Raw genomic sequence first — 24,702 nt, 5'->3', positions numbered from 1 at the left:
TCTGGATGAATTGGCCAATGATGAGACTCCTTCCTTAGCGATCGCCCTGATCAAATTGGTTACGGAAAGTGAGAGTCAAGCTGTTAATTCTGCTAAGATTTTAATTAAACAGGCTCAAAGAGAACTCAGCGATCGCTTAGTGCAGAGAAATGTCATTGATTTAATCGAAACGATCATCATTTATAAATTACCCCAAAAAAGTCGAGAGGAAATTGAAGCTATGTTGGAACTACAAGACCTAAAACAAACTCGTTTCTATCAAGAAGCTTTTGGAGATGGAATTGAACAGGGAATTGAACAGGGAATTGAACGGGGAATTGAACAGGGAATTGAACAGGGAATTGAACGGGGAATAAACTTGCAAAAATTGAAAACAATTCCGCTACTGCAAGACCTCGGTTTAACCCCGCAACAAATCTCGGAACACTTAGACTTGACTCTAGAAACAGTGCTTAACTATTTGGCACAACAGCAACAATGATCAATCCTGTTTCAACAGTCTAGAAAAGCAGCAATTGCTAAGTAGAATGGATAGTAGTGAATTAGTGACCTTTAAGCTATCAGCGATAACTCGATGAATAACGACTTATTGACTTTTCTCGTTTGTGTTGCCCTTCTCATTCTCTATCTAGTTTTTTCAGCTTTAACCGAGATGGGAACAAAATGGCCTTGGACAAAAAAATAGAAATACTTATAGAGGTTAATAAACATAAAATAGGGTCAGGGATTCGGTCATTGGAAAGATTCTAGAGATTTGCTATCTAAATAATTAACTCTATCGCTCTACTGATAAAATATGAAACTAATTGGTGATATTTCCCCGAGCTTGGATTTATTCTTGTTGCTTTTTTTCTGGCATTGTCTCATCGGTGGCATTGCTACAGTCATCGCTATCAATAAAGGCTATCCAAGATTAAATTGGCTAATCTTCGGACTTCTGGGAGGAACCTTTACCTTTTTTATCGCCCTCTTTCTAGAAAAAAAGGCCAAAATTTAAGGTATAACATGGCTTGATTATCCTTTAATAGTTCCCATCAACACCTCTAAATCTTCCGCGTCTAACTCCTCTGGGATACCATTACGAATTAATTCCGAAAAATCCTCATTGGGAACCATAAAACATAGTGCATACAGTCTTCCGTCCCCCACATTTCTAATCTCGTGAATACCCGTGGGACGGACTAATAAACTATCCCCTGGACCTAGGGGAATTGGTTTACCATCACAGATAGCCATTCCTTCCCCTTTGAGGATAAAAAACATTTCTACGGCAAAATGATGACGATGGGTAGGGGTGCGACCGTGGGGATCGAAAATTTCCACACAGACGGTCAAGGAATCCCCCGCTACGGTAGAATCAAAGACGATCGCTAAACGATTCGTATCCCCAGCGCTAATGCGAAAAACTTGATAATCCCGGGGAGATCGAATCACGGGTAACATACAATGATCGCTGGTTAGTTGGCTATTCATCGCTGATCTCGATCGAACTGTGGATGATTCTAAGACTAGCAAAAATTTTCAACTTCGCTCGATTGCGTCCACCACTTTACTCACATCTACGATCGCGGCCACATCATGGACGCGCAGGATATCGGCCCCCTTAGCGATCGCTATAGCACAGGCCGCCGCTGTTCCGAAAACTCGTTCTTTTGGGTCATCTTTGCCTGTAATCTCGCCGATAAAGCGTTTTCTCGACAATCCAATTAAAATAGGTAAATCTAAATCCCGAAATTGCCCTAATTCTCGCAATAACTCAAGATTTTGTCGCCCGGTTTTGGCGAAACCAATCCCCGGATCGATGATAATATTTTCCCTAGCAATGCCCCACTGTACAGCTTCCTTAACGCGATTCTGTAAAAATTCTTTAATTTCCTTGACTAAATCATCATAATGTGTTAGGGATTGCATCGTTTGCGGATTGCCCCGCAGGTGCATGAGGATGATGGGAACAGCCAATTTAGCCACCGTGGGCAATAATAGGCGATCGAAGGTTCCCCCAGAAATATCATTGATCAAATCGGCCCCGGCGGCGATACCTTGGGCTGCTACGATCGCCCTAGTGGTATCGAGAGAGATAGGAATAGAACTTTGTTGTCGAATAGCGGTGATTACGGGGATAACTCGCGATAATTCCGCTTCTAGGCTAATTTCTTGCGCCCCTGGACGGCTGGATTGACCACCGATATCGATTATATCAGCCCCGGCCTCGATCATTTTCATCGCCTGTAGCAGGGCATTTTCAACGGTGTCAAATTCTCCCCCATCACTAAAACTATCGGGAGTAACGTTCAAAACACCCATGATATAGGTGCGTTTTCCCCAAGCAAAAATATGTTCACGAATTGCCGTTAAATTAGACATAATACTAAATCCTGTTGAAAAAGTATGGGAAAGTGGGAAGTTTTTTCAGTGAACAGTAAACAGTGAACTGATAACTGATTACTGATAACCATAGTTAATTTTTAGGTAGGGAAGAATCTTTTAATTCAAAATAAGCTTGTACTTCTTCTTTCCAGAGTTGATATTTTTCTTGAATTAGTTGATATTGACTGGCAAAATCGAGGTGACAATCAACGAGATTGCTATCGATATCGGATTGCAATAATTCCCGTTCGATTAGGGTTTCTCGGATAAATTTTAAACATTCCTGTCTCAAAGCTTCCGCTTGAGCAATAATTAGCTGGACTTGATTAATTGCTCGATCATATAATGGAGTTTGTGAATGAAAAATTTCGGAAGATGCGGCTAGATTTCGCAGTCTATGTAATTGATTTTTCTTTTCTACTAAACTGGCAATTTTGGGGTTAATTTCAAAAAGTAAGGTTTTCACCAGAGGAGCCAAGCGGCGAGTATTAGTATAATCGTAGTTATTAAGGTCTGATTTAATCAGGTGTACCTGTTGTAAATCGACGGTAATATCGTGGAATTGTATCTCGGTTTCGGTTATGGTGGGATGAATCGTTTTAACTTTCCAAGTAGTAATAGAAGTCAACTGCTGGCGATCACTATTAACCATTTGCTGCTCCATTTTCAGCACATCGAGGGGAATGCTATAAAGTTTTTTCTCAGGAATATAGATGACATCGCTACTGAGAATGCGATCGATTTTAGGACGACGATATAAATAATGATACAGGAATCGATAAAAGCTTTTACTGCCTTGAAATATCTGGACAAATAACCAAATTTTCCAGCTGAATAACCCGCTAAGAAAGCGTCCGAATAGATGGTAATTCGAGGAGGGGTTATTCATGAAATTCCGTTATCAGTTATCAGTGAGGGATTGGAGGTTGCTGGCTTTTCAGTGAGCGGTAAATAGTAAATATTAATCAGGGATAAAGATGAAGATAACTAACTAAGTAGTCGTGCCAAACAAATTTCCTAGTGAAGATAGGCAAAAGGCAAAAGGCAAAAGGCAAAAGGCAAAAGCTTTATCGAAATGTGTAACTAATTTTGCTTAGGTGCTTAACTAACTAACTAATTAACTTAAAACTTGCATCTGATAACTGATAACTGATCACTGATCACTGATTAAGGACGTTCTCCGGGTAGATTTTTTGACGATGTTGGTTTCGATCTTACCTGTTGACGACCGTTGCGGATAATTTGTAACATTTCCCCTAATTGTCGATCGAGATGTTCTAAAACCGCTTCGGCATAGTCGTCAGCGCCTTTTTGAATTTCATGACATTCAGCTTGGGTTTTTTGTCGTAACTGTTGCACTTCCTGTAGGGCGCTGTGACGCATCTGTTCGATTTCATCGAGGGTTTGTTGTTGCACAGATTCGCACTCCTGCTGAACCTGTTGACGAATTTGGGCTGCTTGCCGTTCTGCTTGTTGAATAATACCGGACTGATCGAGAATTTGGGCTGCCCTTTGTTGAGCGGAACGAAGGACTTGTTGAGCGTATTCTTCCGCTTTAGTAATAATTTCTTCTTCTTCCTGCAAAATTGCTAAAGCTTTCTGTACTGCTGGTGGCACGGTTTCATAGATGATCTCGATCTGTTCGGATATCTGTCCCTCATCGATCATTGTCCAACGGGTGAGAGGGATATGGAAACTCTCAAAAATCATCTCTTGCAGACGCGCCAAATCCTGATAGATATCGAAATCGACGGGTGGACTGGGAACCCCACTATTAGAAGTGTTAGGTACTGCTTTTCTGCGATCATTAGGTTCTCGGCGCGCCATAGGTTCAGATCGTCCTCATTCCTGTATTCTAGTATGTTAACTATAGTATGAGTAAATATCTCTAGAAACGTTTTCTGGGACTAGATGGGTGACAGAGCCACCGAATTGAGCGATTTCTTTAACCACGCTACTACTTAAAAAACTATATTCTTTAGTGGTGGCCAAAAAAACCGTTTCAATCCCTTCCCAGAGAGTTTTATTGGTATGTGCCATTTGCAGTTCTTTTTCAAAGTCTGAGAGAACCCGCAACCCCCGCAAAAGTACCTTAGCTCCTTTTAATCTGGCATATTCAACTGTTAATCCTGAAAAACTGTCTATCTCAACGTTTTTCAGGTGTTTTGTACAGTAACTGATCTGTTCTATGCGTTTTTCGACGCTAAATAAGGGGTTTTTATGGGGATTGCAGAGAACTGCCACGATTACTCGCTCGAATAGTGGCACACTGCGTTCGATAATATCTAAATGACCGAGTGTAACTGGATCGAAGCTGCCGGGGTAGATGGCGATCATTTCTCAACCTGCACACCTCGCCAAAAAGCGATATATCCTTTAATATTTTGGGCTTTTGGTTTAGGATCGGGATAATACCAAGCGGCATCTTTATTGTCCTGTCCATCTACCCTGAGAGTATAATAACTAGCCTCTCCTTTCCAAGAACAAATGGTATGGGTGTTACTGGATTGAAAATATTCAGCTTTGATGGTATCGGGGGGAAAATAGTAGTTTCCCTCGACAATTTCGCAGTTATCGCTTTCCGCTACCACTGCACCATTCCAAATCGCCTTTGCCATGGCACTAACTCCTAGTTCTGGTTCAAAATTATCTTACAACAGAGTTTGTAAATGTTGAACCAGTTGGTTAACCTGCACCACTCCCTCGATTCGATCGATCGGTTGACCATTTTTAAAGACTACTAAAGTCGGTAAAGCTTGAATACCGTACTTAGTGGCTAAATTAGGATATTTGTCTGTATCAATTTTTACAATTTGTAGGCGATTTTTGAAATACATTCCCGTTTGTTCTAGAATCGGAGCCATCATTTGACAAGGACCGCACCAAGTGGCATAGAAATCCACTAACACGGGAAGATTAGTGGTTTGCAACAGTTGCTGAAAACTGGAAAACTCTTTTTTGACTGCCATAAATTGTCACCTCGCCGGAAAAATAGCCTTTTTCCTACTATAGCTTTTCTAAATGTTCCTTGATTTCTCCAGAGCAGTCATCGATCGCCGGGAAAATGCTAAGTTAAGTAAAGACTCTGAGCCAACTGTCCATGAACATCCTAACCAAGCTGCTTTTTCCCGAAACTAAAACCCCAGAGCAAGTAGGTTCGCCGCGAGTACAGAAAAGCCGCCGGGGAATCGAGACTAAATCCGCCGCCGAAATCGTGATTATGCGACAAGCGGGTAAAATTGCCGCCACAGTCCTTAAGGAAATTGCCGAGATCGCTCAACCCGGGATGACGACGGCGGCTCTGGATGCCTATGCGGAAAAACGTATCCGCGAAATGGGTGCTACTCCCAGTTTTAAAGGTTATTATGGCTTTCCTGCCTCGATTTGTGCCTCCGTCGATAACGAAGTCGTTCACGGTATCCCTAGCCCGAAAAAACGCCTCAAAGCTGGTTCTGTGTTAAAGGTAGATACGGGGGCCTACTACCAAGGTTATCATGGGGATTCCTGTATCACGATCGCTATCGGTTCCGTCTCTCCAAAGGCCGAAAAATTAATCCGCGTGGCGGAAGAAGCTTTATATAAAGGCATAAATCAGGTAAAAGCGGGCAATTATCTGCTCGATATTGCGGGAGCGATCGAAGATCACGTTCAAGCTAACGGTTTCCAGGTGGTAGAAGATTTTACCGGTCATGGAGTCGGCAGAAATCTCCACGAAGAACCCTCGGTATTTAATTTTCGCACTAATCAGTTACCCAATGTCAAACTCCGCGCCGGGATGACTCTGGCAATTGAACCAATTGTCAATGCGGGATCTAAACATACCAGAACTTTGCGCGATCGTTGGACGGTGGTGACAATGGATAATGCTCTCTCCGCTCAATTTGAGCATACTGTCTTAGTAACCGCCACGGGGTACGAAATCTTAACCGAGCGCAATAACCTATAAAATTGTCTATCTAGGCTTATTATCCTTAGATAATGGCAAAATAAAAGATTTTTTGCCCTGGGATCTTAATTGGAAGTTTGTTTAGCGGCAGGATTTAGTCAAAATGTTTAAAAATATCGTTGTTGCCTTAGATTGTGGGGAATTATCGGATCGAGTCCTTCAGTCCTTGAATTCCCTTTCTCTAACGGCAAATTCTTGCATCATCCTCACCCATATCCTCGGCAAGGAGGGAGATGAATCGCCAGTTGATCGCCCTCACCCCTCCCGTGAGATCATTGAAGATCAATTGCGCTGCTATCAATCCCAGATTGCTGCCCCTAGTGAAATCGAGGTCATCTTTGGTGATCCAGCGGAGGAAATTATTCGTTTAGCTAATATCTATCATGCTGATCTGATCGTGATCGGTAGCCGGGGATTAACGGGAGTTCAACGGGTGATCGAAGATTCTGTTAGTAGTCTCGTGGTGGCAGAAGCTACCTGTTCAGTATTGGTGGTGAAAGCATAGCAGCCAGCATTCAGCTAGAAAAGGTACTCTGACAAGAGTGCCTAAGTAGTCTTGATCATCACTGCTGACTAAAATTTGCAAATCTTATTTTTCCCCAATGTTTTCCCCCATACATTCCCCAGTATTTCCCCACTCACTCCCAAGTTTTCCACAGTTTACCCAGACTTTTCCACAGGCAACAGCGATAGAATCGGCACTTGCTTCGAGAAAAAATTAATCTTGATTGTCAAAATTCCCATCGATAGATACTGAGTTACTGTTAAGTTGAGTAAATAAAATCTAGCTCTAACCCTTATTCCCTCGTAAATATTAAGTTTTTCTAAAGCATTCCTTTACATCTGGTAATATTGCAACTCCCCCCAACTTGGCTCACAATAGTCCTTACTGTCCACTGCACCAGTCAGGGATTTCCCCACTTCCGATCAGAGGTAAACGATATGAATACATCAGTCAGTATCTTGGCAGAAATCCCCGAAATCCTCCACCAATCCCTACAACAATATCTAGAAACTCACCCCAGTTGGGATCAAGATGGTGTGTTTACGGCGGCATTGTCATTTTTTCTGCTTAATTGTCAATCCTCCGAAAGGATGAATTTTGAGGAGCAAAATAGCTGTGCCAAGGTTTATCTAGAGACTTTGTTCCAGCGCTCCGAGTGCTAATTCGGTGATAATAAGAGTCGGGTCATGGTTAAAAGCCCGATTTCTCCCTATGAATTCCGATAAAACCCCTAATTTAATTATTCCTCAACTAATTATCGGTTTGGGTAATCCCGAACCCAAATATGATCGCACCCGTCATAATATCGGTTTTGAAACTGTGGACTCATTAGCGCGGGATTGGCGGCTATCTTGGCAGGAAAATAAGCGATTTCAAGGTTTTATTGCCGAGGGTGACAGTCCTCTCCCGGGCAAAATTCGTCTCTTGAAACCCCAAACCTATATGAATCGCTCTGGGCAATCGGTGCGATCGGTGCTGGATTGGTATAAACTAGAGCCAGAGTCGATTTTAGTCATTTACGATGATCTGGACCTGCCCCTAGGCCGGTTAAGAATCCGTCTATCGGGATCGGCGGGCGGACACAACGGTATTAAATCGATGATTGCCCACGTTGGCACGGAAAACTTCGCTCGTTTACGCATAGGAATCGGTAAATCAAGCGAAAAAGCGACTATTTCCCACGTTTTAGGCCGATTCACCCCCCAAGAAAACCAAGTAATCTTGAAAGTGTTAGACTTGTCCAGAAAAGCGATCGAACTTGGTCTCAAACAAGGATTACAAAAGGCAATGAGTCTCTACAATAATCAAAGTGTAGAGATTGGCTCTAATCTATGCTGATAGCAAATAAGCCTGATTTTAGTAATGGTTATAATCGCCATTTTCGTCTATACTCTTACAGAACCCTTGCTTAAATTTTGATCGCCCTTTGCTAGATTAGGTCAATTTTTATCCTCGATATTAGCAGTTTAAGTATGATTAATCGCCAAAGTTTGCTGAGATGCGCCCACAAGTTTAATCTCATTTTATTGATAATTGCTACAGTTTTTTGTCTTTGGAGTAATCCCGCTTTTGCCCATCGTCCCCATGATGTAATTAGTCAAGTGGAAGTTTCTCCTGATTTCCAGACAGATAATACAGTATATATCTTGGTGCGAAATAACCTTTATAAGTCTAGGGATGGAGGTAGCAACTGGACAAGATTAATTCAAGGTTTAGATTATACGGGGGAATTAAGTTCCCTATCCCTCTCTCCCCTCAATAAAAATATTCTCTATTTAGCTTCAAGATCCAATGGTATTTATAAAAGTGAAGATGCGGGGGAATCTTGGCAGAAAGTTAATCAGGGTTTAGAAACTAACTTTGTTAACTTCCTAGAAATTGCCCCTTCCGATGCCAATATAGCAGCGGCAGTGGGATTAGAAAAAGGGGTTTATTTAACCGAAGATGGCGGTAAAAATTGGTCAAATATTTTCCCCACCACGGCACTGATAACCTCTCTAGCTATTACTCCCAACAATCCCGGTCGAATTTTTTTCGGGGATGAACAGGGTAAATTATACACTTCCTCCGATGGGGGGAAAACTTGGCAGAATCTCCCCTTACCTACCAATGTGGGGGCAGTAGATACAATTGCTTTTTCTCCTAATCTAGACAGGGATAAAACCTTTTTTGTCGGCACAAAAGAAGCGGGTATTTTTAAAACCGTTGATGATGGTAAAACCTTCCAAGCCGTTAACGAAGGAATTAAGGATAAAATCATCGAAGACATCGTTATTTCTCCTGACTATGCCGGAAATTCAACCCTTTATGCCATCACTTGGTATGACGGAATGTATGTTTCGCAAGATGGGGGGAAAAGTTGGACAAAAATGAGCGAGGGTTTAACCAAAGATAAACAGGCTGATGATTATAAAGTTCCCCACTTTATGGATTTAAAAATAGTTCAAGATACGATGTTTTTAGGGGGATTTAATGGCTTATTTAAAACCACGGATAGGGGCAAACAATGGCAGGAAATAGCAACTTTAGCCCGGGGAACAGTTATCGCCATGGCGGTTTCTCCTAATTATGCCCAGGATGGTACTGTCGTCATTGCTAATTATGTAGGCAATATCTTCATCAGTCGCGATAAAGGGGAAACTTGGACACCAATTAATCGCGGTTTAGAGGTTTATCGACTTGGTAAAGATCCCGAAGAATCAGGACAGGATCCCCGGCGTTTCTTTGACATTGCTTTTTCTCCTAACTATGGAGAAGATAGAACTATTTTTGCTGGGTTTTTACGCAATAGATTTGCCAAATCCGATAACGGTGGTGATTTCTGGAAAATTATCGAAATTGACAAAGGAGTCCGCGGTCCGAGGATAGTTCCTTCTCCAGATTTTGCCAAGGATAAAACTCTTTTTCTCACCAATCAGCAGGGTAGAATATTTCGTTCTACCGATGGAGGAAATACGGTTAAAAATATCAGTGAAGTGGGCAGAATTTCTGGTAATTATGCTCCTGCCATGGTAGCATCCCCCGATTTTGCTAAGGATAAAACTTTGTTTGTCACGGGAAAAGAGGGTATTTATCAAAGTGTTGATGGTGGACTAACTTGGAAAAATGTCAGCCAAGGAACCCCCCTATCAAAAACCTCTAATGTGCAGTTGGCAATGTCTCCCAATTATCCCAGTGATGGAACTATTTTTGCTGGGACAATTTCTGGTTTGTTTGTCACCAAAGATGGGGCTAAAAGTTGGACAAAATTAGAGAAACCGGGGTTTAATCCCAATACCTCGGTAGAAACCATTGCTATCTCTCCTGATTATGCTAATGATCGCACGGTAATAGTTAGTTTACAGGGAGATGGATTGTTTAAATCTAGCGATGGCGGAGCAACTTTTAAGCTAATTGGTGATCCTAAAATACCCCTAGTGAAAATTCATAGTATCCCTTCCTCTGGTATCCCCATCCGCTTTTCTCCTAATTACGCTCAAGATAAAACTTTATTCGGTTTTGGTGGCGCTAAAACTACAGTTTTTCGTTCCACCGATGGGGGAGAAACTTGGACAAGTGTGACTATTCCTCCTCACGCAGAAGAGAATACACCCCGCTATAAAATCGGTGAGTTTTTCTCTGGTCACCTTGGCACAATCTGGCGCTTAGTTATCCCGATTCTCCTGGCAATCGTCGCTTATTTTCTGGTGGGTTTCTTGAAACTGGAGAAAGTTATTAATCTTCCTAAATCCTTCTTCCGCATGGCAGCAGCATTGATGATTTTTCTGTTTGTTTTCTTCGCTATCATTACCCAAGTTTAGCGGAAATTTTTGCTGGCGGGGCTTGACAAATCCCGCTGCTTGCCATATACTTATATGTATAATGGGAATCCGTGCCTGCCTGCGACCTCTGATTTTTGCGGCAGTTATCCCCTCAGAGAATTAACCATCGGCAACGTAGGGATTTACCATCTTAGCGGGGTCAACAATGCGATCAAAATCCGCTGCCTCGATGTATCCCAGTTGCAAGGCTGCCACTTTCAGGGTTAAATCCTTTTCTAGGGCATAATGAGCGACGTAGGCAGCCTTTTGGTAGCCAATCACGGGACTTAAGGCAGTCACCAGCATCAAGGACTGATTTAAAAAAGTCTCAATTTGTTTTTGATTAGCAGTCATCCCCTGAACCAAAAACTGACAGAAATTACCGCAACCATCAGTGAGCAAACGGATAGACTGCATGAGATTATGAATCAACAGCGGTTTATAGACATTCATTTCCAGATGTCCTCCAGCGCCTCCCATCGTCACCGCTAAATCATTAGCCATCACCTGCACTGCTATCATCGATAAAGCTTCGCATTGGGTGGGATTAACTTTCCCCGGCATAATTGAAGAACCCGGTTCATTTTCCGGCAGCTGTAATTCTCCGATTCCACAACGGGGACCACAGCTAAGTAAACGGATATCATTAGCAATTTTATAGAGGGAACTAGCGATAGTTTTCAGTCCCCCGCTCAAGAAAACTAGAGCATCGTGGGAACCTTGCACGGTAAACTTATTAGGAGCGGTAATAAAGGGTAATTTGGTCAGATTAGCGATTTCGGCCGCCACATCTCGATCAAAATCCGGGGGAGCATTAATTCCCGTACCGACGGCAGTTCCTCCCAAGGATAAACGATAGACTTTTTCTAGACATTTTTCTAGCCAATCGCTGCCATCATCCAATAAACCCACATAACCGGAGAATTCTTGTCCGAGGGTTAAAGGGGTGGCATCCTGTAGGTGAGTGCGACCAATTTTAACTATATTTGCCCATAATTGCGCCTTTTCATCGAGACTATTCCGTAATAGTTGCAGACTGGGAATTAATTTTTCCTTGACTGCCAAGGCAACGGCAATATACATGGCCGAGGGAAAGGAATCATTCGTCGATTGGGACATATTAACATGATCGTTGGGATCGACGGGAGTTTTGCTACCCAGAGGATTCCCCGTCAGTTGACTACAACGATTGGAGATGACTTCGTTGATGTTCATGTTAAATTGAGTGCCACTTCCCGTCATCCAAACGTAGAGGGGAAAGTTATCTGCGTGTTGTCCGGCTAAAATTTCATCGCAGACTTGACAGATTAGGTTTTTTCTCTCCTGACTGAGACGATTTTTTTGCTGATTGACAATTGCACAGGCTTTTTTGAGAATGGCATAGGACGCGATCATCTCCTGGGGCATGAGATTATCACCGATACTAAAGTATTGTAGGGATCTTTGGGTCTGCGCTCCCCAAAGTTTATCGGTAGGTACGGGAATTTCTCCCATGCTGTCTTTCTCGATGCGAAATTCTGTCATCTTTAAGTTACTTCTGAGGTCAGCAAAAGATGGTCGTTATCTGGTCTGAAAAGAGGGTGGTTACAGGGCGACACGGATTCCCATTATAAGAAAAGTATAAGTCAAGTCTGGCTGATTTGTCAAGCCCTATGGGGACTTTTTCTTGGAGGCATTTTTACCCGGGAGGTTGACAAGAATAACTGGCAGGGTGCTGGGGCGATTAGGATGATTAAATGAGACAAAAACTGTTATATTTTAGGGAAGATAATCGGTAAAAAAGACGGGATTGGAGACTATGGACACAGCGATCGCATTAAGTTGGACATTGGGAATTATCTTAGGGTTGATGACCCTTTTGTTTATCTTACGGATCGTGCTGACTTGGAATCCACAGGTAGATTTAAATAGCTTTCCCTTTAATATGATTGCCTGGCCAACGGAACCTTTTTTAATCCCCGTGCGTAAACTCATACCCCCCTTGGGAGGAGTTGACATTTCTCCGATTATTTGGGTGGGAATTTGTACGCTGCTGCGGGAAATTCTTCTCGGTCAACAGGGTTTAATTACCATGTCCTTAAAATAATTATTTAAGCGACTAGAATATGCTGACATAATTTATGTTCTAAGTCTCGTTCCTGTTCTTCTAGGGTAAGAATCGCCTGTTTGATAATACTTTTAACATCCATACCTTGGTCGTATTGTTTTAACCATTGTTGTGCAGTGTTACCTTCGCGGAGGATTTTTTGTAAGGGAGAGAGGAAACAACTAAAACCCCTTTCTTTAGCGATCGGATAAACTTGAACATAGAGGTCTTTAATCCAATCCCTAGCTAAGATTTCCCGGCCATCGTACCAATGTCTCAGGGTGGCATCAAGACTAAAACGCGCGGCAGCCTGTTCGTTTTCTTGGGTTAAAGTTAATAAATCCTCGCTGCGACTGCTGCTGGGTAATTGACTTAAAATCAAGGGGTCTAATTGGGGATCGTGGAGAAGTTGAGTTAAACGGGCCTCTAAAAAAGCCATAACTGCTAATAAACTAATAGGATGAGCAATCAGGTCACAAATTCGCAATTCTAGACGATTGAGATTATAGGGACGATTGCTCCCGTTAGGACGTACCGACACCCAGAGATGACGAACATTCTGCATCGTACCGAGTTTTAATTGTTCCTCAGTCCAAGTGACAAAATGTTTATGACTTTCAAAGAGGGGAACATAAGCGGGAGTTTGGGGGAAAACTTGCCAACGACGGGAATGGGAACCGGTGATTTTACCGTCGAGAAAGGGAGAAGAAGCGCTTAAAGCCAAGTATAAAGGAGCTTCTAGGCGAATTAAGCGACAGGCACGCATTAAATCCTCATAATCGCTAATACCGACGTTAATATGAATACTGGCCGTGACTACATTAGTGCCGTAGGTCTGTTCGATATAGTCATGATAGGGATTGTGGGGGTCACTGCGATAAAAATGTTGACTATCGCCCAAGGAGAGGGTACTGCCAGGGATGAGGGTATAATCGCCTAAACGACGCAAATATTGCCGTAGAGCCAGACGAGGTTTTAAAGTAGCGCATAAAAGACGGTCATAGTTAGTCATGGGAGCCGTAGTATATTCTACGTTACGACTATCCGGTTCTCGGACAAAACCATCTAAATCCTTGACAATGCGATCGGATAAACCGATAATTTCTCCGGCTGCCGTTCCGGTGTACATTTCCACTTCAAAACCTTTACTTAGGAGCATCGTCAATTCACCCTGCTGTGTCTATTTTGTAGTGTGACATTATTTGGACTGTAAATGACGTTCGATCAGCAGAATCGCTACTATATCATCAATGGGGCGATCGGGAAGACGCATCCCCTGGGGGATGAGTTTCTGTAATCCTTTGGGGGGAAACATAACCCAATAGCGATCGCGCGCTTCTAGGGTACTATTGCGTTCATCCACTAGAGTAATCGGGATGGTGACACGAGCGGCAATTTTTTGGTGCCAACTTTTCGAGGTGGTTTGATTCCCCATCACCAACAATTCGATCGGATATTGTTGACAGAGACTGGCTAAACGCTCGATCGCTTGTGACGATGCTATCACCTCATGGGTATAAATTTTCCCCGTCGATGACCTGACCGCGATCCCACATTTATCCTTACCCGGATCAAAACCGAGAATACACATAGTTTTTATCTCCTGCAGCAGTGGTCGGTTTTATTAAATCACTAAATTAGGGTGTTGGGTGTTGGGTTTTGGGGTTTTAGTTGAAATTCCCCTATCCCCTAATGGTCTAATCTAGGAATAGGACTCTATTATTTCAGCCCGACGCTCTAAACCTGAAGTGGTGCAAATTTATGAAAGCTGAAGATTTTGACCGCAAATTTGATGATGGAGAAAATATCATCGAATATTTGGATTTAACTAAAATTAAACGTTCTAATTCCGAGGAACAAACAATTGCGTTTGAGTTTCCCTCATGGATGGTAGAGGCTCTTGAGCAAGAAAGTCAGCGTCGTGATTTACCGTTACAAGCTATTGTCAAAGACTGGATTGAGGAAAAATTAGCTAGTTCTAATTTTCTGCAAACAACCCATTGAATGGGGATGATCGCAGTTTGTCACTGAGTCAGGTTTTAAGATGCGATCGCTTTTTCAAATGATCCAATGGAAACGACTGCCCAACAAATTTATACCTAACCTAAGTAGTTTGTACCTTGACACCAACGGCTTTTTACTCGCGCTTAGAAATTAGTCAGAATGGAAACTTTCTAGCCATGAACCTTGACATTGGCAAAAATTCATGTTATAATGCACGGGTACTCTAATAATTTGTATTAAAATTTCTATGCAAGGAATTACCGCCAAAATACTAGATGTAGCCAACTATAATTGGTCTAAATATTTATCAAAAAGCCAAGCTCTATTTGTTCCTAGAAGGATAAAAGACTCAGTATCGAGTCAATGGGAAAATAATTACAAATCCTTAAGAATTAGTGCTACAGAGAGACAATATCCACAGAAATACCAGACTAATTTTTTGAATTATCACCCCGATAAATTGGAAATAGTTAAAGAAAACTATTATAGTATAAACTACAGTGAGAAACTACCTCTAGAGAAGACTATCACCGTCAAAGATGTCCTTTATGTTCCTAGGTATCAAGCTTTCTATGATTTAAGAGATGGCTCAAGAATTAACACATCCAAAATGCCATGGATTCCAAAATCCGAGCAAGATTCTCAGGAATTTAAATCTTTATCCCATCAATCTATTGATACTACTAAAATCAAAAAGATTGATCAGAAATTTATGTATGGAGAAAATGTCACACTACACTATGGACATTTTCTTTGTGAAACAATTAGTCGTCTTTGGTACTTAGAACAAGCTGAAAAATTAGGAATTTTGGTAATCGGACAACCTCATAAAGCTAAGTCTATCAGCGACTTAAAGGTCTCTAGGAATTTCGTTGACGAATTTATGACTGCTCTTGACTTAGACTCTGAGCAATTCTTAGAGTTAACTAGACCTGTGATACTAGGAGAGGTTGTTTTTCCTTATCCTTCTCTGAGTCTTCACAGAAGAGAGGTTTTTAGCTGTCATAAACTTGTTCCCGAGTTAGTAGCCCAAAAGCTCTTACCCGATAAAGTCACGCAAACTGAGCAACCGCTTTACATTTCTCGAACTAAACTAAAAAAAGCCAACCGACAAATTCTAGGGGAAGAGCAACTAGAAAATATATTAAGAGAACGTGGCTTTGCTATTATTTATTCAGAAAATTTGACTCTACAAGAAAAGATATATTTAGTAAATAAGCATAAATATATTGTCGGTCCTTGGGGATCATCACTATGTACAATTATCTTCAGCCTATCTGACTCTAAAAATATTTTTTGTCTCAGCGATAAAGGTAACTTATTGCCCTCTTTTGCTCAGTTTGATGCTCTAAAATCAGTTAATTCAACCTATATTGCCGCTATTCAATCAGAAGGAGAAGATGATAACCACATCATGGGTCAGAAAATCCTAGATGTAGATGCAGCATTATCGGGTTTGAAAGAGTCTAATTTACTTTAAAATAAACCGAAGGATTTCTCTTCCGGGATTGAACTTTATTGGGAAGAGATGGGCATTTAGTCCTCTGGCATTGGTCTGTTAACAGAAAACAAGAACTCTGGCAGAAAGATAAGTCAAGATATATCCTTGTGTTTGTAACGAAGTTCGTAATTGTCTCTCTACTCGCACTTAGAAATTATTCGAAATGCCAGCCAGACCGTACACCGAAAATCGAGAATCGGTATCGTCCGATCAGACAGTTTTTGTTTTGGCATAGTCCAGACCATTCGAGCGGATGAACCGCTCGCAAAAACGCTGGCAACTACAAAAAAACGGGAAACCTGTCTTCCCCCCAAAGAGGGAAGGTCTTGACAGGATATAAAAAAGGCTTTAGATTACCGAAGAGAGCGATAAGCGCTCGAATTGTTTACCAAGGAAAAAATCTCATAAAATTTAAAAAACTTATCAGTTTTACTTTTTTTTTGTAACACTTATCAGTTCAAGAAAAATAGTATTATCTTCTCGCAAAATATAGTGTTAATTGTTGGTGTTTTAACTTCTATTTTCCTGACTGAAGAAATTGCTAAACAAGCACTAAGATTATTAATTCCGCAATTTATCGCCCTGATTATTATTGCTTTGATAGGGGCAAAAGTTATTTAATTAACATCAGTTTTATCTAAGTTCCCCCTTCCCTTAATCCTCGTTCATATCCCCAATCAGCAACGACTAGGGAGAGTTTGCCGATAGCCAAGGGCTAAGAGATGACAGAGTTGGTGATATAGTAACTAAAGATCACACTTAAATCTAACCTTGCCATAGATGCACAATCTCGAATCTGGCAACCCCAAAAATCTCCCGTCTCTAACATCAGTTTTAGCGATGAAATGAGGTAAGAATTTTGACCAAAATACTTAGCGATCGCATTGCCGTTTATCTGCTCATCGGTGGACTCCTGTTTAGAATAATCATCGCTCTGGGGCTTTATCCCGGGTACGATGAGGCATATTATTACGTTTACAGCCATAATCTAGATTGGAGTTATTTCGATCATCCGCCAATAGTAGCGATTTCCACGGGTTTTGGGACTTGGATCACGGGATTAGTCAATCAATTTACCATTCGCTTCGGTACTCTCCTTCTCTATACCGGCAGCCTCTGCTTGCTATATCTGACGGCTTTAAAATTGTTCAGTCTGCCGGTCGCCAGAATGACTTTAGCGATCGCTACTCTCATCCCCATCTATGGGATCGTCTTCGGGATTCTCTCGCAGCCAGATAGTCCTTTAATCTTTTTTTGGTCATTAACAGTCTATTTAGCTGCCCAAGAATTCTGGCCAATTCGGGGAAAAAACTATCATCCTAGCTATCGTCTCGCTTATATTGGACTTGCCGTAGGATTGGCGGTTTTAAGTAAATATCATGGCTTTATTTTGGGCTTTGGTTTAGTTTTATTTTGTCTGACCACTCCCCGCTATTGGCCTGTATTTAGATCGCCCTGGTTGGGATTAGGATTTATTCTTTTTTTGATAACTTTATTGCCGATTATCTACTGGAATATTAACCATGATTGGATTTCCTTTCGCTTTCATCTAGAAGACCGTTTTTCTGGAGAACCCAAAACCTTTAATATTCTTGGTATTCTCTCGGTTATTGGCATTAGTATCGCCACGATGTTTCCTCCTTTCGGTTTGCCGATGTGGTGGGTGACATTTAAAAGCTTTGGCGAACAAATCCCTAACTTTATCTCGAAAAAAAGATTTTTTCATCGAGAAGAAGAATCAGTAAAAAAATGGTTAATTCTCTCGGTTTCTCTGCCTTTAATCCTGGGAATGCTTTATGTGGGTGCTTCCCATTATCTCGCCCCTAGTTGGATTTTACCCGGGTTCTGGTCCGGCACAATTTTATTAGGAGAAAAGGCCAATACTTGGCAGCAATCTTCTCGAATCTGGGTAACAAGATGGTTATGGGGATCGGGAATTTTTATCGTTACTGTTTTATCTATAGCAATGCTTCACGTTACTTTTGGCACTTTCCAAAAACCTAGTCAATACGCAATTTTTGGGGGAATTATTGCCCCAGAACAGGACCCTTCTCGGGAAATTGTCGATATCGATCAACTGCGCCAAGGCTTTGCTAATTCGCCAGAATTATTAGCACTCTTAAAAGATTCTAGCTTCGTTTTTACCCATAGTTTTTATGTGACAGCATGGCTAGATATGGCTCTCTATCCCCTAGTTCCTATTCCTGTCACCTGTTTTAACAACGATCAAAGGGGTTATCAAATTTGGTTTAATCCTCAAGAATGGATCGGTAAAAATGGTTTATTAATTACTACAAATAGTTCCCTAGAAAGACCGGAAATAATCGATCGCTACCGTCCCTATTTCCAAGATATAACTAAAGTAGCTGTCATTCCCATCAAGCGCGGTGGTGTCGCCATCGAACAATTTCATGTTTACCAAGCTAAAGGACTAATTAAAACTTATCCTTAAAGCAGTTATAGCGGGGAGGGGATAGACAAATTAGTTGATAAATACTGATAACTTCTATCTCCTGAATTTTGTAACCTTTTTTACTTTTTACTTGATAAATATGTCCATTCATCGAGTGCGTATTGCTAGAGATAAAGGGGAATTTGTCCAGTCCTTAGTTAATTTTAATCAGGGAATTGGACCCTTTCAAACCTATGCTGATGTCATCGCTTTTGCGGCGGCTTTAGGGGTAAGATATCAAGAGAGGGTGGCGATAGAAAATGTAGCGAAGGAACCCTCACCTATTAACCTGGAAATTTTTATTTCTCGTGGCTACGATACCCTAATCAAATTATTGGCAGTCAATGAATTCCAAGATACAAAAATTCTTTCTCCCCACGGGGTAGATTCAGAAGCTTTGCGAGTGACAATTTTCGAGGAATATGCTAACGCCGGTTTAGCAAGATTAGAACGAGAATTGCGCGGTGCGGTGGATTATACTGAAAGATTATTGTTAATTATCAGTCAAGAACGTTTTCGAGACATTACTGCCACAACCGAATTCGATTTAGGCAGATTTTTGTAGTAGAAATTCTAGTTATTCTCGCAGGAGGCAAAAAATCGATTGTAAAGTCTTTTGTTGATCTCGTATAGTAACCAAATAATTAAAAAACAGACAGGGATAAATATCAAAGATTTTTGAGTCAGTAAATTCTGCAAACTCCAGAATAGTTGCTGCGGTTGAGTGATTAGATACCAACTATTCAGCCGGAGAAAACGCCCTAGATAGATACCGATCGCACTTAAAAAATGGAGAGTTATTTCTAGGGGTAAAACTGCTGAATTTAGCTGACTTTGCTGACAATAACTTTTTAAATTAAGTAAGGAGAGAACGTATAGCTGAAAGCCAACAAAAATAAAGATACTATACTGGGGAATTAAAACTAAAAAAATTAAACTTTTGGCGTAATCCTGCTGAATATAAGAGATTAAATGAATACTATCGGTGAGAATGTAGGGAGCATTGGGTAAAAAAAGCAGGAAAACTAAGAGAATTAACCACCAGACTAGGGAACGATCGAGGGTAGTCCGAAATAACCAAAAGCTGAGGATAAAGGGGATAAAGGCCAGAAAAGAATTCCAGACAATCCTCCCGGTACTAAGGTTAAATAATTGCCAAGCATTGTGCCACCAATCCCTAGTTAAAATTATCGTTAAATCTGTCCAAATCATCCCTTAAATACCAGTCTCCTCTAGGGTTGATAAATATCCTAACCAATTTTTTAAAGATTCCGGGAAAGGGATTCTTTCTCTAGTGGTGGGAGCGATGCAGACATGGCGGGTTTTTGCTTTTCCGACCATGATTTCAGCGAAATAAATTTTATACTGCAATTCAAACTCGTTTTCGCTCAGGGATCGGGCAGTGAAATCAATTTGTATGCGATCACCACAAAAAAGGGGCCGAAAAAACTGGATTTCCGCTTGAGTAATCGGTAGGGCAACCGGAGAATCTTTGAAAAAATCCTTGATATTGATGCCAAATTGTGCTAAAGAAAACTCGTAGGCTTCATGACAGATCGAGAGAAGATGGGCAAAGTAAACCACACCGGCCGCATCGGTATCGGCCAGATAAATTAGGCGCTCGTAGGGCATAAAAAGCTTATTGTCTTTCCAGAAAGGTTAAACTATCTTGTAGTTGTCTTAACTCGTCCCGATGGGCTTTGACAGTTAATTCCGTTTGCTGAGATTTGCTTTCTACTTTAAAAGCCACTTCTTCTAAACGGCCGACTTTTTGCCAATAGAAAACACCCGCGAGGGGAGATAAACCCACAAGAGCAAAAATATAGGGATTAGTATCGGGAAATAACACCGATAACACCAGTGAGAAGCAAAATAAACCCAAGGCCGCTAAAATTGTCAAAAATATCGCTAGAAAAGGGCTAGGCGGCACAAAACCCTGTAATCTGACAATATTCTGTTCGGGTTCGATCGCTTTGACTTGATAGGAACGTCGGTCAAAATAATCTCGCAGTTGTTCTAATAGTTGGTCGTCACTGGTACTGGTAAGATAGACACGCTGTTCGATACGCTCTTTGACGGAACCGCGAATAAAAAAGAATAATCCCACCATGAGCAGGAGAGTCAGAAAAAAAGTTGAGGAAAGAACGGGGGTATCCATGGCGGCGGTTGGGAGCGAAAAAACTTACAATTAATCCTAATTATCCTAACCTATCTTCTCCCCCGATTTAGAAGATAGACCCTAGGAGCAAAACCTCGATCGAGAATCAGAAAAATTTAACCCCAAGGCAGATTCATGGGCAACAATCTATTAACAGGATTAATCGAACCCTTGCAGTATAGTTTCATGCAGAGATCCCTAATTGAAGCTATCATCGTCGGGATCATCTGTGCGGTGGTGGGAACCTACCTGATGGTACAACGTTTGGCCCTCTTGGGCGATGCCATCAGTCACTCGGTTTTACCCGGACTAGCGATCGCTTTTATTGGTAATTTTAATCTTCTCCTGGGTGCTTTACTAGCCTCAATGGTCAGTACCCTACTGATTAACTTGATCCGTAATCGTTCCCCAATCAAAGAAGATGCGGCCATGGGTATTGTTTTCTCGGCTTTTTTTGCCCTTGGCATCACCCTGATCACTCTCATCCAAAAAAACAACAAAATTGACCTTAATCACTTTCTCTTCGGCAATATTCTCGGTGTTACTGCTGCCGACATTCGCGATACCCTAATTATTGCCGTTATCGTTTTATTAACCGTTTTGCTCCTGTATAAAGAACTATTATTCTACACTTTCGACAAAATCGGGGCGCAAGCGGCGGGTTTACCGGTAAATTTATTAGATTTAGGCTTAATGCTCCTGATCGGCCTGACAATCGTTGCTAGTCTCCAAGCGGTGGGAGTAATCCTCGTTTTGTCCCTTTTGATTACCCCGGCAGCCACTGCTTATCTTTTAGTTACTCGTCTTCATCAAGTCATGGGTGTGGGTGTGGGTGTGGGTATTATTTCTAGTATCAGTGGGATGTATTTAAGTTATTACTGGAATTTACCCTCTGGACCGGCGATCGTGCTTGTCGCTTTTACCCTATTTATGTTGGCCTTTTTATTCAGTCCCCGTCAAGGAATTTTCACTCATCCCTCTAGTCTAGGTGGTCAACTTTCTATCTGGGGAGAGATGAAAAATTTGTTGAGACGACGTTAGTTTGGGGGATAAGGTGGGAGTGATCAAAAAAAGCCGACGGCCGAGATAACTGCGATAATTTGCTAGATTTTTAGAGGCTCTTACTCTGATATTGTGTTGATTTTATTGAGAATTTATTCATGTAATCCCCCTGATGGAAAGACTCTAGGGAAATTTTCCTTCTCATCCCTCCCTTGGGGATATTACAGAGATTAATCTATCGCTTATAATCAATTCATTCTCGCACCTCTAACGGATAGTTTAGCATACGGTCGAGTGCAGTGATGTTTTATGCCTCTTTGTTTGGTGGATAGTGACCAACACTTTTTAGAAACTGCTCAACAGATTGTATTTGTATTGAGCGAAAAGGATTAAGAACCAACAGATCTTTATCTCCACTGATAATCAAATCAGCTTTACCACTAAGCGATAACTCTAAAATCTTGTCATCCTTGGCATCACGGCACTCCTTGACAACATCTACCACCTCAATCAATATTCCCCTATCTATAAAGCTGTCTAAAAATTCTTCCCTTTCTTCATCTGTGATATATTTTCTAAACTTTGCACGACTGAGAACTTCGTCAATTTCTTCTATTAGTTCTAATGAGAACAAAATGTTGCCATTTTGGAGTGCATACCTAATTGCCAAGTCAGGATTACTGCCCTCAAACAGCAAAGAGCTAATGATCACGTTGGTATCAAAAACGTATCTCACTTTACTCACTTAGCAAATTACTCAAAATTTCGGGAGTTAAGCCTCTAGCTTGTGCTTTCCGACTGATATCACTCATAACAGCCTCTAGTGGGCGGCGTTTTCTAGCAAATTCTTTCAACCTCAAACTAAGAAGAGCATCAAGCTTTTGGCGATCAGCAAATATAGCTGATTCATAAATTTCGGCCGATTCCGCGTCAACACGAATTTTAATCTCTCTAACTTCCATAGGTTTTACATACCAAAGAATGTTTCTAAACTATTTAAAACTCTCTCTGACTATATACTAGACGAATTTTTCCAGATAATACCCCCAATTAAGATTTTATTGAGAATTCATTCTCGCACCTCTAGAAGTTTAAACCATGTCACTCGCTGAGTTAATTCCTCTGGTCAACAATCTGAGCCAGTCAGACAAATTATCACTCTTCAAACTCCTGGCCACACAAATCCCAGACGCTGAACTACAATTCATCTTCTCCGCATCAGAGTACCCAATTTGGTCGCCCTACGACGCAACGGCAGCTGCAAACATTCTGATGCAGATGATTCAGGATGTTTGCAGCTGCTCATGCCTAGTACAGTTGAGTTTCCCTTTTCTGAGGATGAAGCATTACCGAAAACTTGGGTTTAAGGTTCCCCGCCATGCCCGCGTAGCAGAGGGCGGCTTTTAGATAATGGGTTGTCAGTTAATATTTAATGTGTTAGAACAAGTTTATTCTTGAAATTTTAGCGTAAATGTTTGTCCTAGAGTTTAAAGTTGAGGCTAAATTAAAACAATATCAGGCTATAGACGATGCTATCCGCACCGCCCAATTCATCCGCAATAAATGCTTAAGATATTGGATGGACAACAAAGGTGTAAATAAGTATGATCTATCGGCTTATTGTCGAGTTTTAGCCCATGACTTTAAATTTGCTGGTCAATTAAATTCTCAGGCAAGGCAAGCATCGGACGTTCGGCGATGCTCAGTCGAGCCGCTGAAAGGGCATGGTCTTCTATTTCCCGTTTCTTTGACAACTGTAAGAAGCGGAGCGCGGATGCGCCGTCGCACGGCGCAAGTCCCCGCACCAAGCAGAAGGTAATCGGGAAAAAGGGGTATCCACGGTTTAAAAAGTTTTCCCGCTCGGTTGAATATAAAACAACGGGATGGAAACTTATTAATCCGAAAACTATTCACTTTAGCGACAAAAAGGAGATTGGAACACTTAAGCTAAAAGGGACTTGGGACTTAGGATACTTTCAGCAGTCTGACATCAAGCGAGTTAGGCTTATTAAACGCGCTGACGGCTATTATTGTCAATTTGTTCTTTCTTGTGAAGTAAAAGAGGATGTTAAGCCATCAGGTAAGTGTATCGGACGCGCGGTTGATTTCCGCTTTCGCTTCCTGTTCTGCTTGTTGTGCGCGAAAAGCAGCTTCTTGTGCCTTTTGTTCCGCTACTTGTTTGGCTTCAATCGCCGCGTTAAACTCTTCAGAAAAACCAAAATTAACGAGAGATACATCATTGATAATTATCCCATAACGTCTCAGTCTTTCTGCGAGGGAAGTGTCAATTTCACGTTTGAGTTCTCCTCGCTCTTGCCAGATATTTTGTACGGGACGTTGTGCTGTTGCCGCTTTGACAATTTCCGATACTGCTGGATTTATAATACCGGAGACAATCACATTGATATCCCCAACTTGTTGATAAATCTGATTAACTTTGTCGGGGTCGATGTGCCAGTTAACGATAATAGTTGTTTCCACATCTTGCCAATCTTTGGAAGCTCCTTTTGCTTTTACTTCGGTTGTTTGTACTCGAACATTGAGGTGCTTGATCTTGGTGACAATCGGTATAACGGGATGAATTCCTTCATCGAGGATTTGTTTTTGCACTTTGCCAAAGTACATGACAACGCCGCGTTCGCCAGTATCAATAACGGCAAAAGGGCGCAGTATGGTAAGTAGTCGTGCAAAATTAATTTCCTAGTCGAGACGGTCGTCAGGAGACGGTCGTCAGGAGACGGGAGACGGGAGACGGGAGACGGGAGACGGGAGACGGGAGACGGGAGACAGCTATTAGGGATCGGATTTGAGTTTTCAGTTCACTGTTTCCTCACACCAGAAGTCTGACGGAGTAGTGGCTTAGATGTGTAATTAATTTTGC

At 41.5% G+C, this 24,702-nt stretch carries 29 protein-coding genes and 2 pseudogenes; 15 read left to right on the top strand and 16 right to left on the bottom strand.

What is annotated here, in order from left to right:
- Positions 1-481: DUF2887 domain-containing protein (locus O9334_RS05420; protein ID WP_287999638.1), on the top strand; the 481-nt coding region annotated here is incomplete at its 5' end.
- A 315-nt stretch (positions 482-796) separates the two neighbouring features.
- A complete protein-coding gene (locus O9334_RS05415; RefSeq protein ID WP_045360731.1) occupies positions 797-997 on the top strand; it encodes a hypothetical protein in 201 nt (66 codons plus the stop codon).
- A 17-nt stretch (positions 998-1,014) separates the two neighbouring features.
- Here O9334_RS05415 and O9334_RS05410 read toward each other — a convergent pair whose 3' ends face one another.
- From O9334_RS05410 to trxA, 7 genes are all read right to left on the bottom strand, one after another.
- Positions 1,015-1,473, bottom strand: a complete 459-nt coding sequence (locus tag O9334_RS05410) for a cupin domain-containing protein (RefSeq protein WP_002758047.1) — start codon at positions 1,471-1,473, stop codon at positions 1,015-1,017.
- A gap of 48 nt (positions 1,474-1,521) precedes the next feature.
- Positions 1,522-2,364 (bottom strand): dihydropteroate synthase, encoded by an 843-nt coding sequence (gene folP / locus O9334_RS05405; protein WP_045360729.1) that lies wholly within the window; start codon positions 2,362-2,364, stop codon positions 1,522-1,524.
- Positions 2,365-2,458: 94 nt separating this feature from the next.
- Positions 2,459-3,256 (bottom strand): hypothetical protein, encoded by a 798-nt coding sequence (locus tag O9334_RS05400; protein ID WP_287999637.1) that lies wholly within the window; start codon positions 3,254-3,256, stop codon positions 2,459-2,461.
- 278 nt (positions 3,257-3,534) lie between these two features.
- Positions 3,535-4,194 (bottom strand): F0F1 ATP synthase subunit B, encoded by a 660-nt coding sequence (locus tag O9334_RS05395; protein WP_045360727.1) that lies wholly within the window; start codon positions 4,192-4,194, stop codon positions 3,535-3,537.
- Between the two features lie 36 nt (positions 4,195-4,230).
- Positions 4,231-4,704: a pantetheine-phosphate adenylyltransferase gene (gene coaD, locus O9334_RS05390; protein ID WP_002779868.1), complete on the bottom strand. Its 474-nt coding sequence runs from the start codon at positions 4,702-4,704 to the stop codon at positions 4,231-4,233.
- Entirely contained in the window at positions 4,701-4,985 is a 285-nt protein-coding gene (locus tag O9334_RS05385; RefSeq protein WP_045360724.1) for a DUF427 domain-containing protein, read from the bottom strand. Before O9334_RS05385 ends, coaD begins: the two co-directional genes overlap by 4 nt.
- Before the next feature lie 33 nt (positions 4,986-5,018).
- Positions 5,019-5,336 (bottom strand): thioredoxin, encoded by a 318-nt coding sequence (gene trxA, locus O9334_RS05380; protein ID WP_045360722.1) that lies wholly within the window; start codon positions 5,334-5,336, stop codon positions 5,019-5,021.
- A gap of 131 nt (positions 5,337-5,467) precedes the next feature.
- Between trxA and map the strand changes: the two genes are divergently transcribed.
- From map to O9334_RS05355, 5 genes are all read left to right on the top strand, one after another.
- Complete coding sequence (gene map / locus O9334_RS05375) at positions 5,468-6,313, top strand: type I methionyl aminopeptidase (RefSeq protein ID WP_045360720.1); 846 nt, start codon at positions 5,468-5,470, stop codon at positions 6,311-6,313.
- Between the two features lie 103 nt (positions 6,314-6,416).
- Positions 6,417-6,818, top strand: a complete 402-nt coding sequence (locus O9334_RS05370; RefSeq protein WP_045360719.1) for a universal stress protein — start codon at positions 6,417-6,419, stop codon at positions 6,816-6,818.
- Positions 6,819-7,255: 437 nt separating this feature from the next.
- Positions 7,256-7,480, top strand: a complete 225-nt coding sequence (locus tag O9334_RS05365) for a DUF2811 domain-containing protein (RefSeq protein ID WP_190380823.1) — start codon at positions 7,256-7,258, stop codon at positions 7,478-7,480.
- Between the two features lie 49 nt (positions 7,481-7,529).
- Positions 7,530-8,156, top strand: a complete 627-nt coding sequence (pth, locus tag O9334_RS05360) for an aminoacyl-tRNA hydrolase (RefSeq protein WP_190380822.1) — start codon at positions 7,530-7,532, stop codon at positions 8,154-8,156.
- A gap of 134 nt (positions 8,157-8,290) precedes the next feature.
- A complete protein-coding gene (locus O9334_RS05355; protein ID WP_287999636.1) occupies positions 8,291-10,618 on the top strand; it encodes a WD40/YVTN/BNR-like repeat-containing protein in 2,328 nt (775 codons plus the stop codon).
- 120 nt (positions 10,619-10,738) lie between these two features.
- Here O9334_RS05355 and fumC read toward each other — a convergent pair whose 3' ends face one another.
- Complete coding sequence (gene fumC / locus O9334_RS05350) at positions 10,739-12,142, bottom strand: class II fumarate hydratase (protein WP_287999635.1); 1,404 nt, start codon at positions 12,140-12,142, stop codon at positions 10,739-10,741.
- 274 nt (positions 12,143-12,416) lie between these two features.
- Between fumC and O9334_RS05345 the strand changes: the two genes are divergently transcribed.
- The gene (locus tag O9334_RS05345) at positions 12,417-12,704 is read left to right on the top strand and encodes a YggT family protein (RefSeq protein ID WP_045360710.1); all 288 of its coding nucleotides are present in this window, start codon (positions 12,417-12,419) and stop codon (positions 12,702-12,704) included.
- A gap of 4 nt (positions 12,705-12,708) precedes the next feature.
- Here the strand turns inward: O9334_RS05345 and gshA are convergent, their stop codons facing one another.
- Both gshA and O9334_RS05335 read right to left on the bottom strand, forming a co-directional pair.
- Positions 12,709-13,863, bottom strand: a complete 1,155-nt coding sequence (gene gshA, locus O9334_RS05340) for a glutamate--cysteine ligase (RefSeq protein WP_045360707.1) — start codon at positions 13,861-13,863, stop codon at positions 12,709-12,711.
- Positions 13,864-13,902: 39 nt separating this feature from the next.
- Positions 13,903-14,295, bottom strand: a complete 393-nt coding sequence (locus O9334_RS05335) for a pre-16S rRNA-processing nuclease YqgF (RefSeq protein ID WP_045360704.1) — start codon at positions 14,293-14,295, stop codon at positions 13,903-13,905.
- A gap of 170 nt (positions 14,296-14,465) precedes the next feature.
- On the opposite strand from O9334_RS05335, the gene brnA reads away from it, so the two are divergent.
- The 5 genes from brnA to O9334_RS05310 all read left to right on the top strand — a co-directional run bounded on the left by brnA (position 14,466) and on the right by O9334_RS05310 (position 19,226).
- Positions 14,466-14,708 (top strand): type II toxin-antitoxin system BrnA family antitoxin, encoded by a 243-nt coding sequence (gene brnA / locus O9334_RS05330; protein ID WP_002789212.1) that lies wholly within the window; start codon positions 14,466-14,468, stop codon positions 14,706-14,708.
- A 247-nt stretch (positions 14,709-14,955) separates the two neighbouring features.
- Entirely contained in the window at positions 14,956-16,188 is a 1,233-nt protein-coding gene (locus O9334_RS05325; RefSeq protein WP_287999634.1) for a glycosyltransferase family 61 protein, read from the top strand.
- 513 nt (positions 16,189-16,701) lie between these two features.
- Positions 16,702-16,830: a hypothetical protein gene (locus O9334_RS05320; protein WP_287999633.1), complete on the top strand. Its 129-nt coding sequence runs from the start codon at positions 16,702-16,704 to the stop codon at positions 16,828-16,830.
- Between the two features lie 238 nt (positions 16,831-17,068).
- Positions 17,069-18,661, top strand: coding sequence for an ArnT family glycosyltransferase (locus tag O9334_RS05315; RefSeq protein ID WP_287999632.1), 1,593 nt, complete (start codon positions 17,069-17,071; stop codon positions 18,659-18,661).
- A gap of 100 nt (positions 18,662-18,761) precedes the next feature.
- Positions 18,762-19,226, top strand: a complete 465-nt coding sequence (locus tag O9334_RS05310) for a DNA phosphorothioation-associated protein 4 (RefSeq protein WP_008201626.1) — start codon at positions 18,762-18,764, stop codon at positions 19,224-19,226.
- A gap of 8 nt (positions 19,227-19,234) precedes the next feature.
- Here O9334_RS05310 and O9334_RS05305 read toward each other — a convergent pair whose 3' ends face one another.
- From O9334_RS05305 to O9334_RS05295, 3 genes are read right to left on the bottom strand one after another with little or no spacing between them, the layout of a single operon-like run.
- On the bottom strand, positions 19,235-19,873 hold the full coding sequence (locus tag O9334_RS05305) for a DUF1361 domain-containing protein (RefSeq protein ID WP_190380884.1): 639 nt from the start codon (positions 19,871-19,873) through the stop codon (positions 19,235-19,237).
- 3 nt (positions 19,874-19,876) lie between these two features.
- Positions 19,877-20,293: an acyl-CoA thioesterase gene (locus O9334_RS05300; RefSeq protein WP_045360698.1), complete on the bottom strand. Its 417-nt coding sequence runs from the start codon at positions 20,291-20,293 to the stop codon at positions 19,877-19,879.
- 7 nt (positions 20,294-20,300) lie between these two features.
- Positions 20,301-20,819, bottom strand: coding sequence for a cofactor assembly of complex C subunit B (locus O9334_RS05295; protein ID WP_002734244.1), 519 nt, complete (start codon positions 20,817-20,819; stop codon positions 20,301-20,303).
- A gap of 135 nt (positions 20,820-20,954) precedes the next feature.
- Here O9334_RS05295 and O9334_RS05290 point away from each other — a divergent pair, with 135 nt between their 5' ends.
- A complete protein-coding gene (locus O9334_RS05290; protein WP_045360695.1) occupies positions 20,955-21,860 on the top strand; it encodes a metal ABC transporter permease in 906 nt (301 codons plus the stop codon).
- Between the two features lie 268 nt (positions 21,861-22,128).
- Here the strand turns inward: O9334_RS05290 and O9334_RS05285 are convergent, their stop codons facing one another.
- The gene (locus tag O9334_RS05285) at positions 22,129-22,557 is read right to left on the bottom strand and encodes a putative toxin-antitoxin system toxin component, PIN family (protein WP_260324406.1); all 429 of its coding nucleotides are present in this window, start codon (positions 22,555-22,557) and stop codon (positions 22,129-22,131) included.
- Between the two features lies 1 nt (position 22,558).
- A complete protein-coding gene (locus O9334_RS05280) occupies positions 22,559-22,783 on the bottom strand; it encodes a hypothetical protein (protein WP_045360691.1) in 225 nt (74 codons plus the stop codon).
- Between the two features lie 509 nt (positions 22,784-23,292).
- Here O9334_RS05280 and O9334_RS05275 point away from each other — a divergent pair.
- Positions 23,293-23,915 (top strand): annotated as a pseudogene (locus O9334_RS05275) (RNA-guided endonuclease InsQ/TnpB family protein); the annotation flags it as partial.
- Here the strand turns inward: O9334_RS05275 and O9334_RS05270 are convergent.
- Positions 23,916-24,497: pseudogene (locus tag O9334_RS05270) on the bottom strand (prohibitin family protein); the annotation flags it as partial.
- Positions 24,498-24,702: the final 205 nt, after the last annotated feature.

The sequence above is a fragment of the Microcystis sp. LE19-8.1F genome, from assembly GCF_027531715.1.
GTDB classification, from domain to species: domain Bacteria; phylum Cyanobacteriota; class Cyanobacteriia; order Cyanobacteriales; family Microcystaceae; genus Microcystis; species Microcystis wesenbergii_A.
Note: the sequence above shows the minus strand (reverse complement) of the source record. Positions and strands in the feature narration are given on the sequence as shown.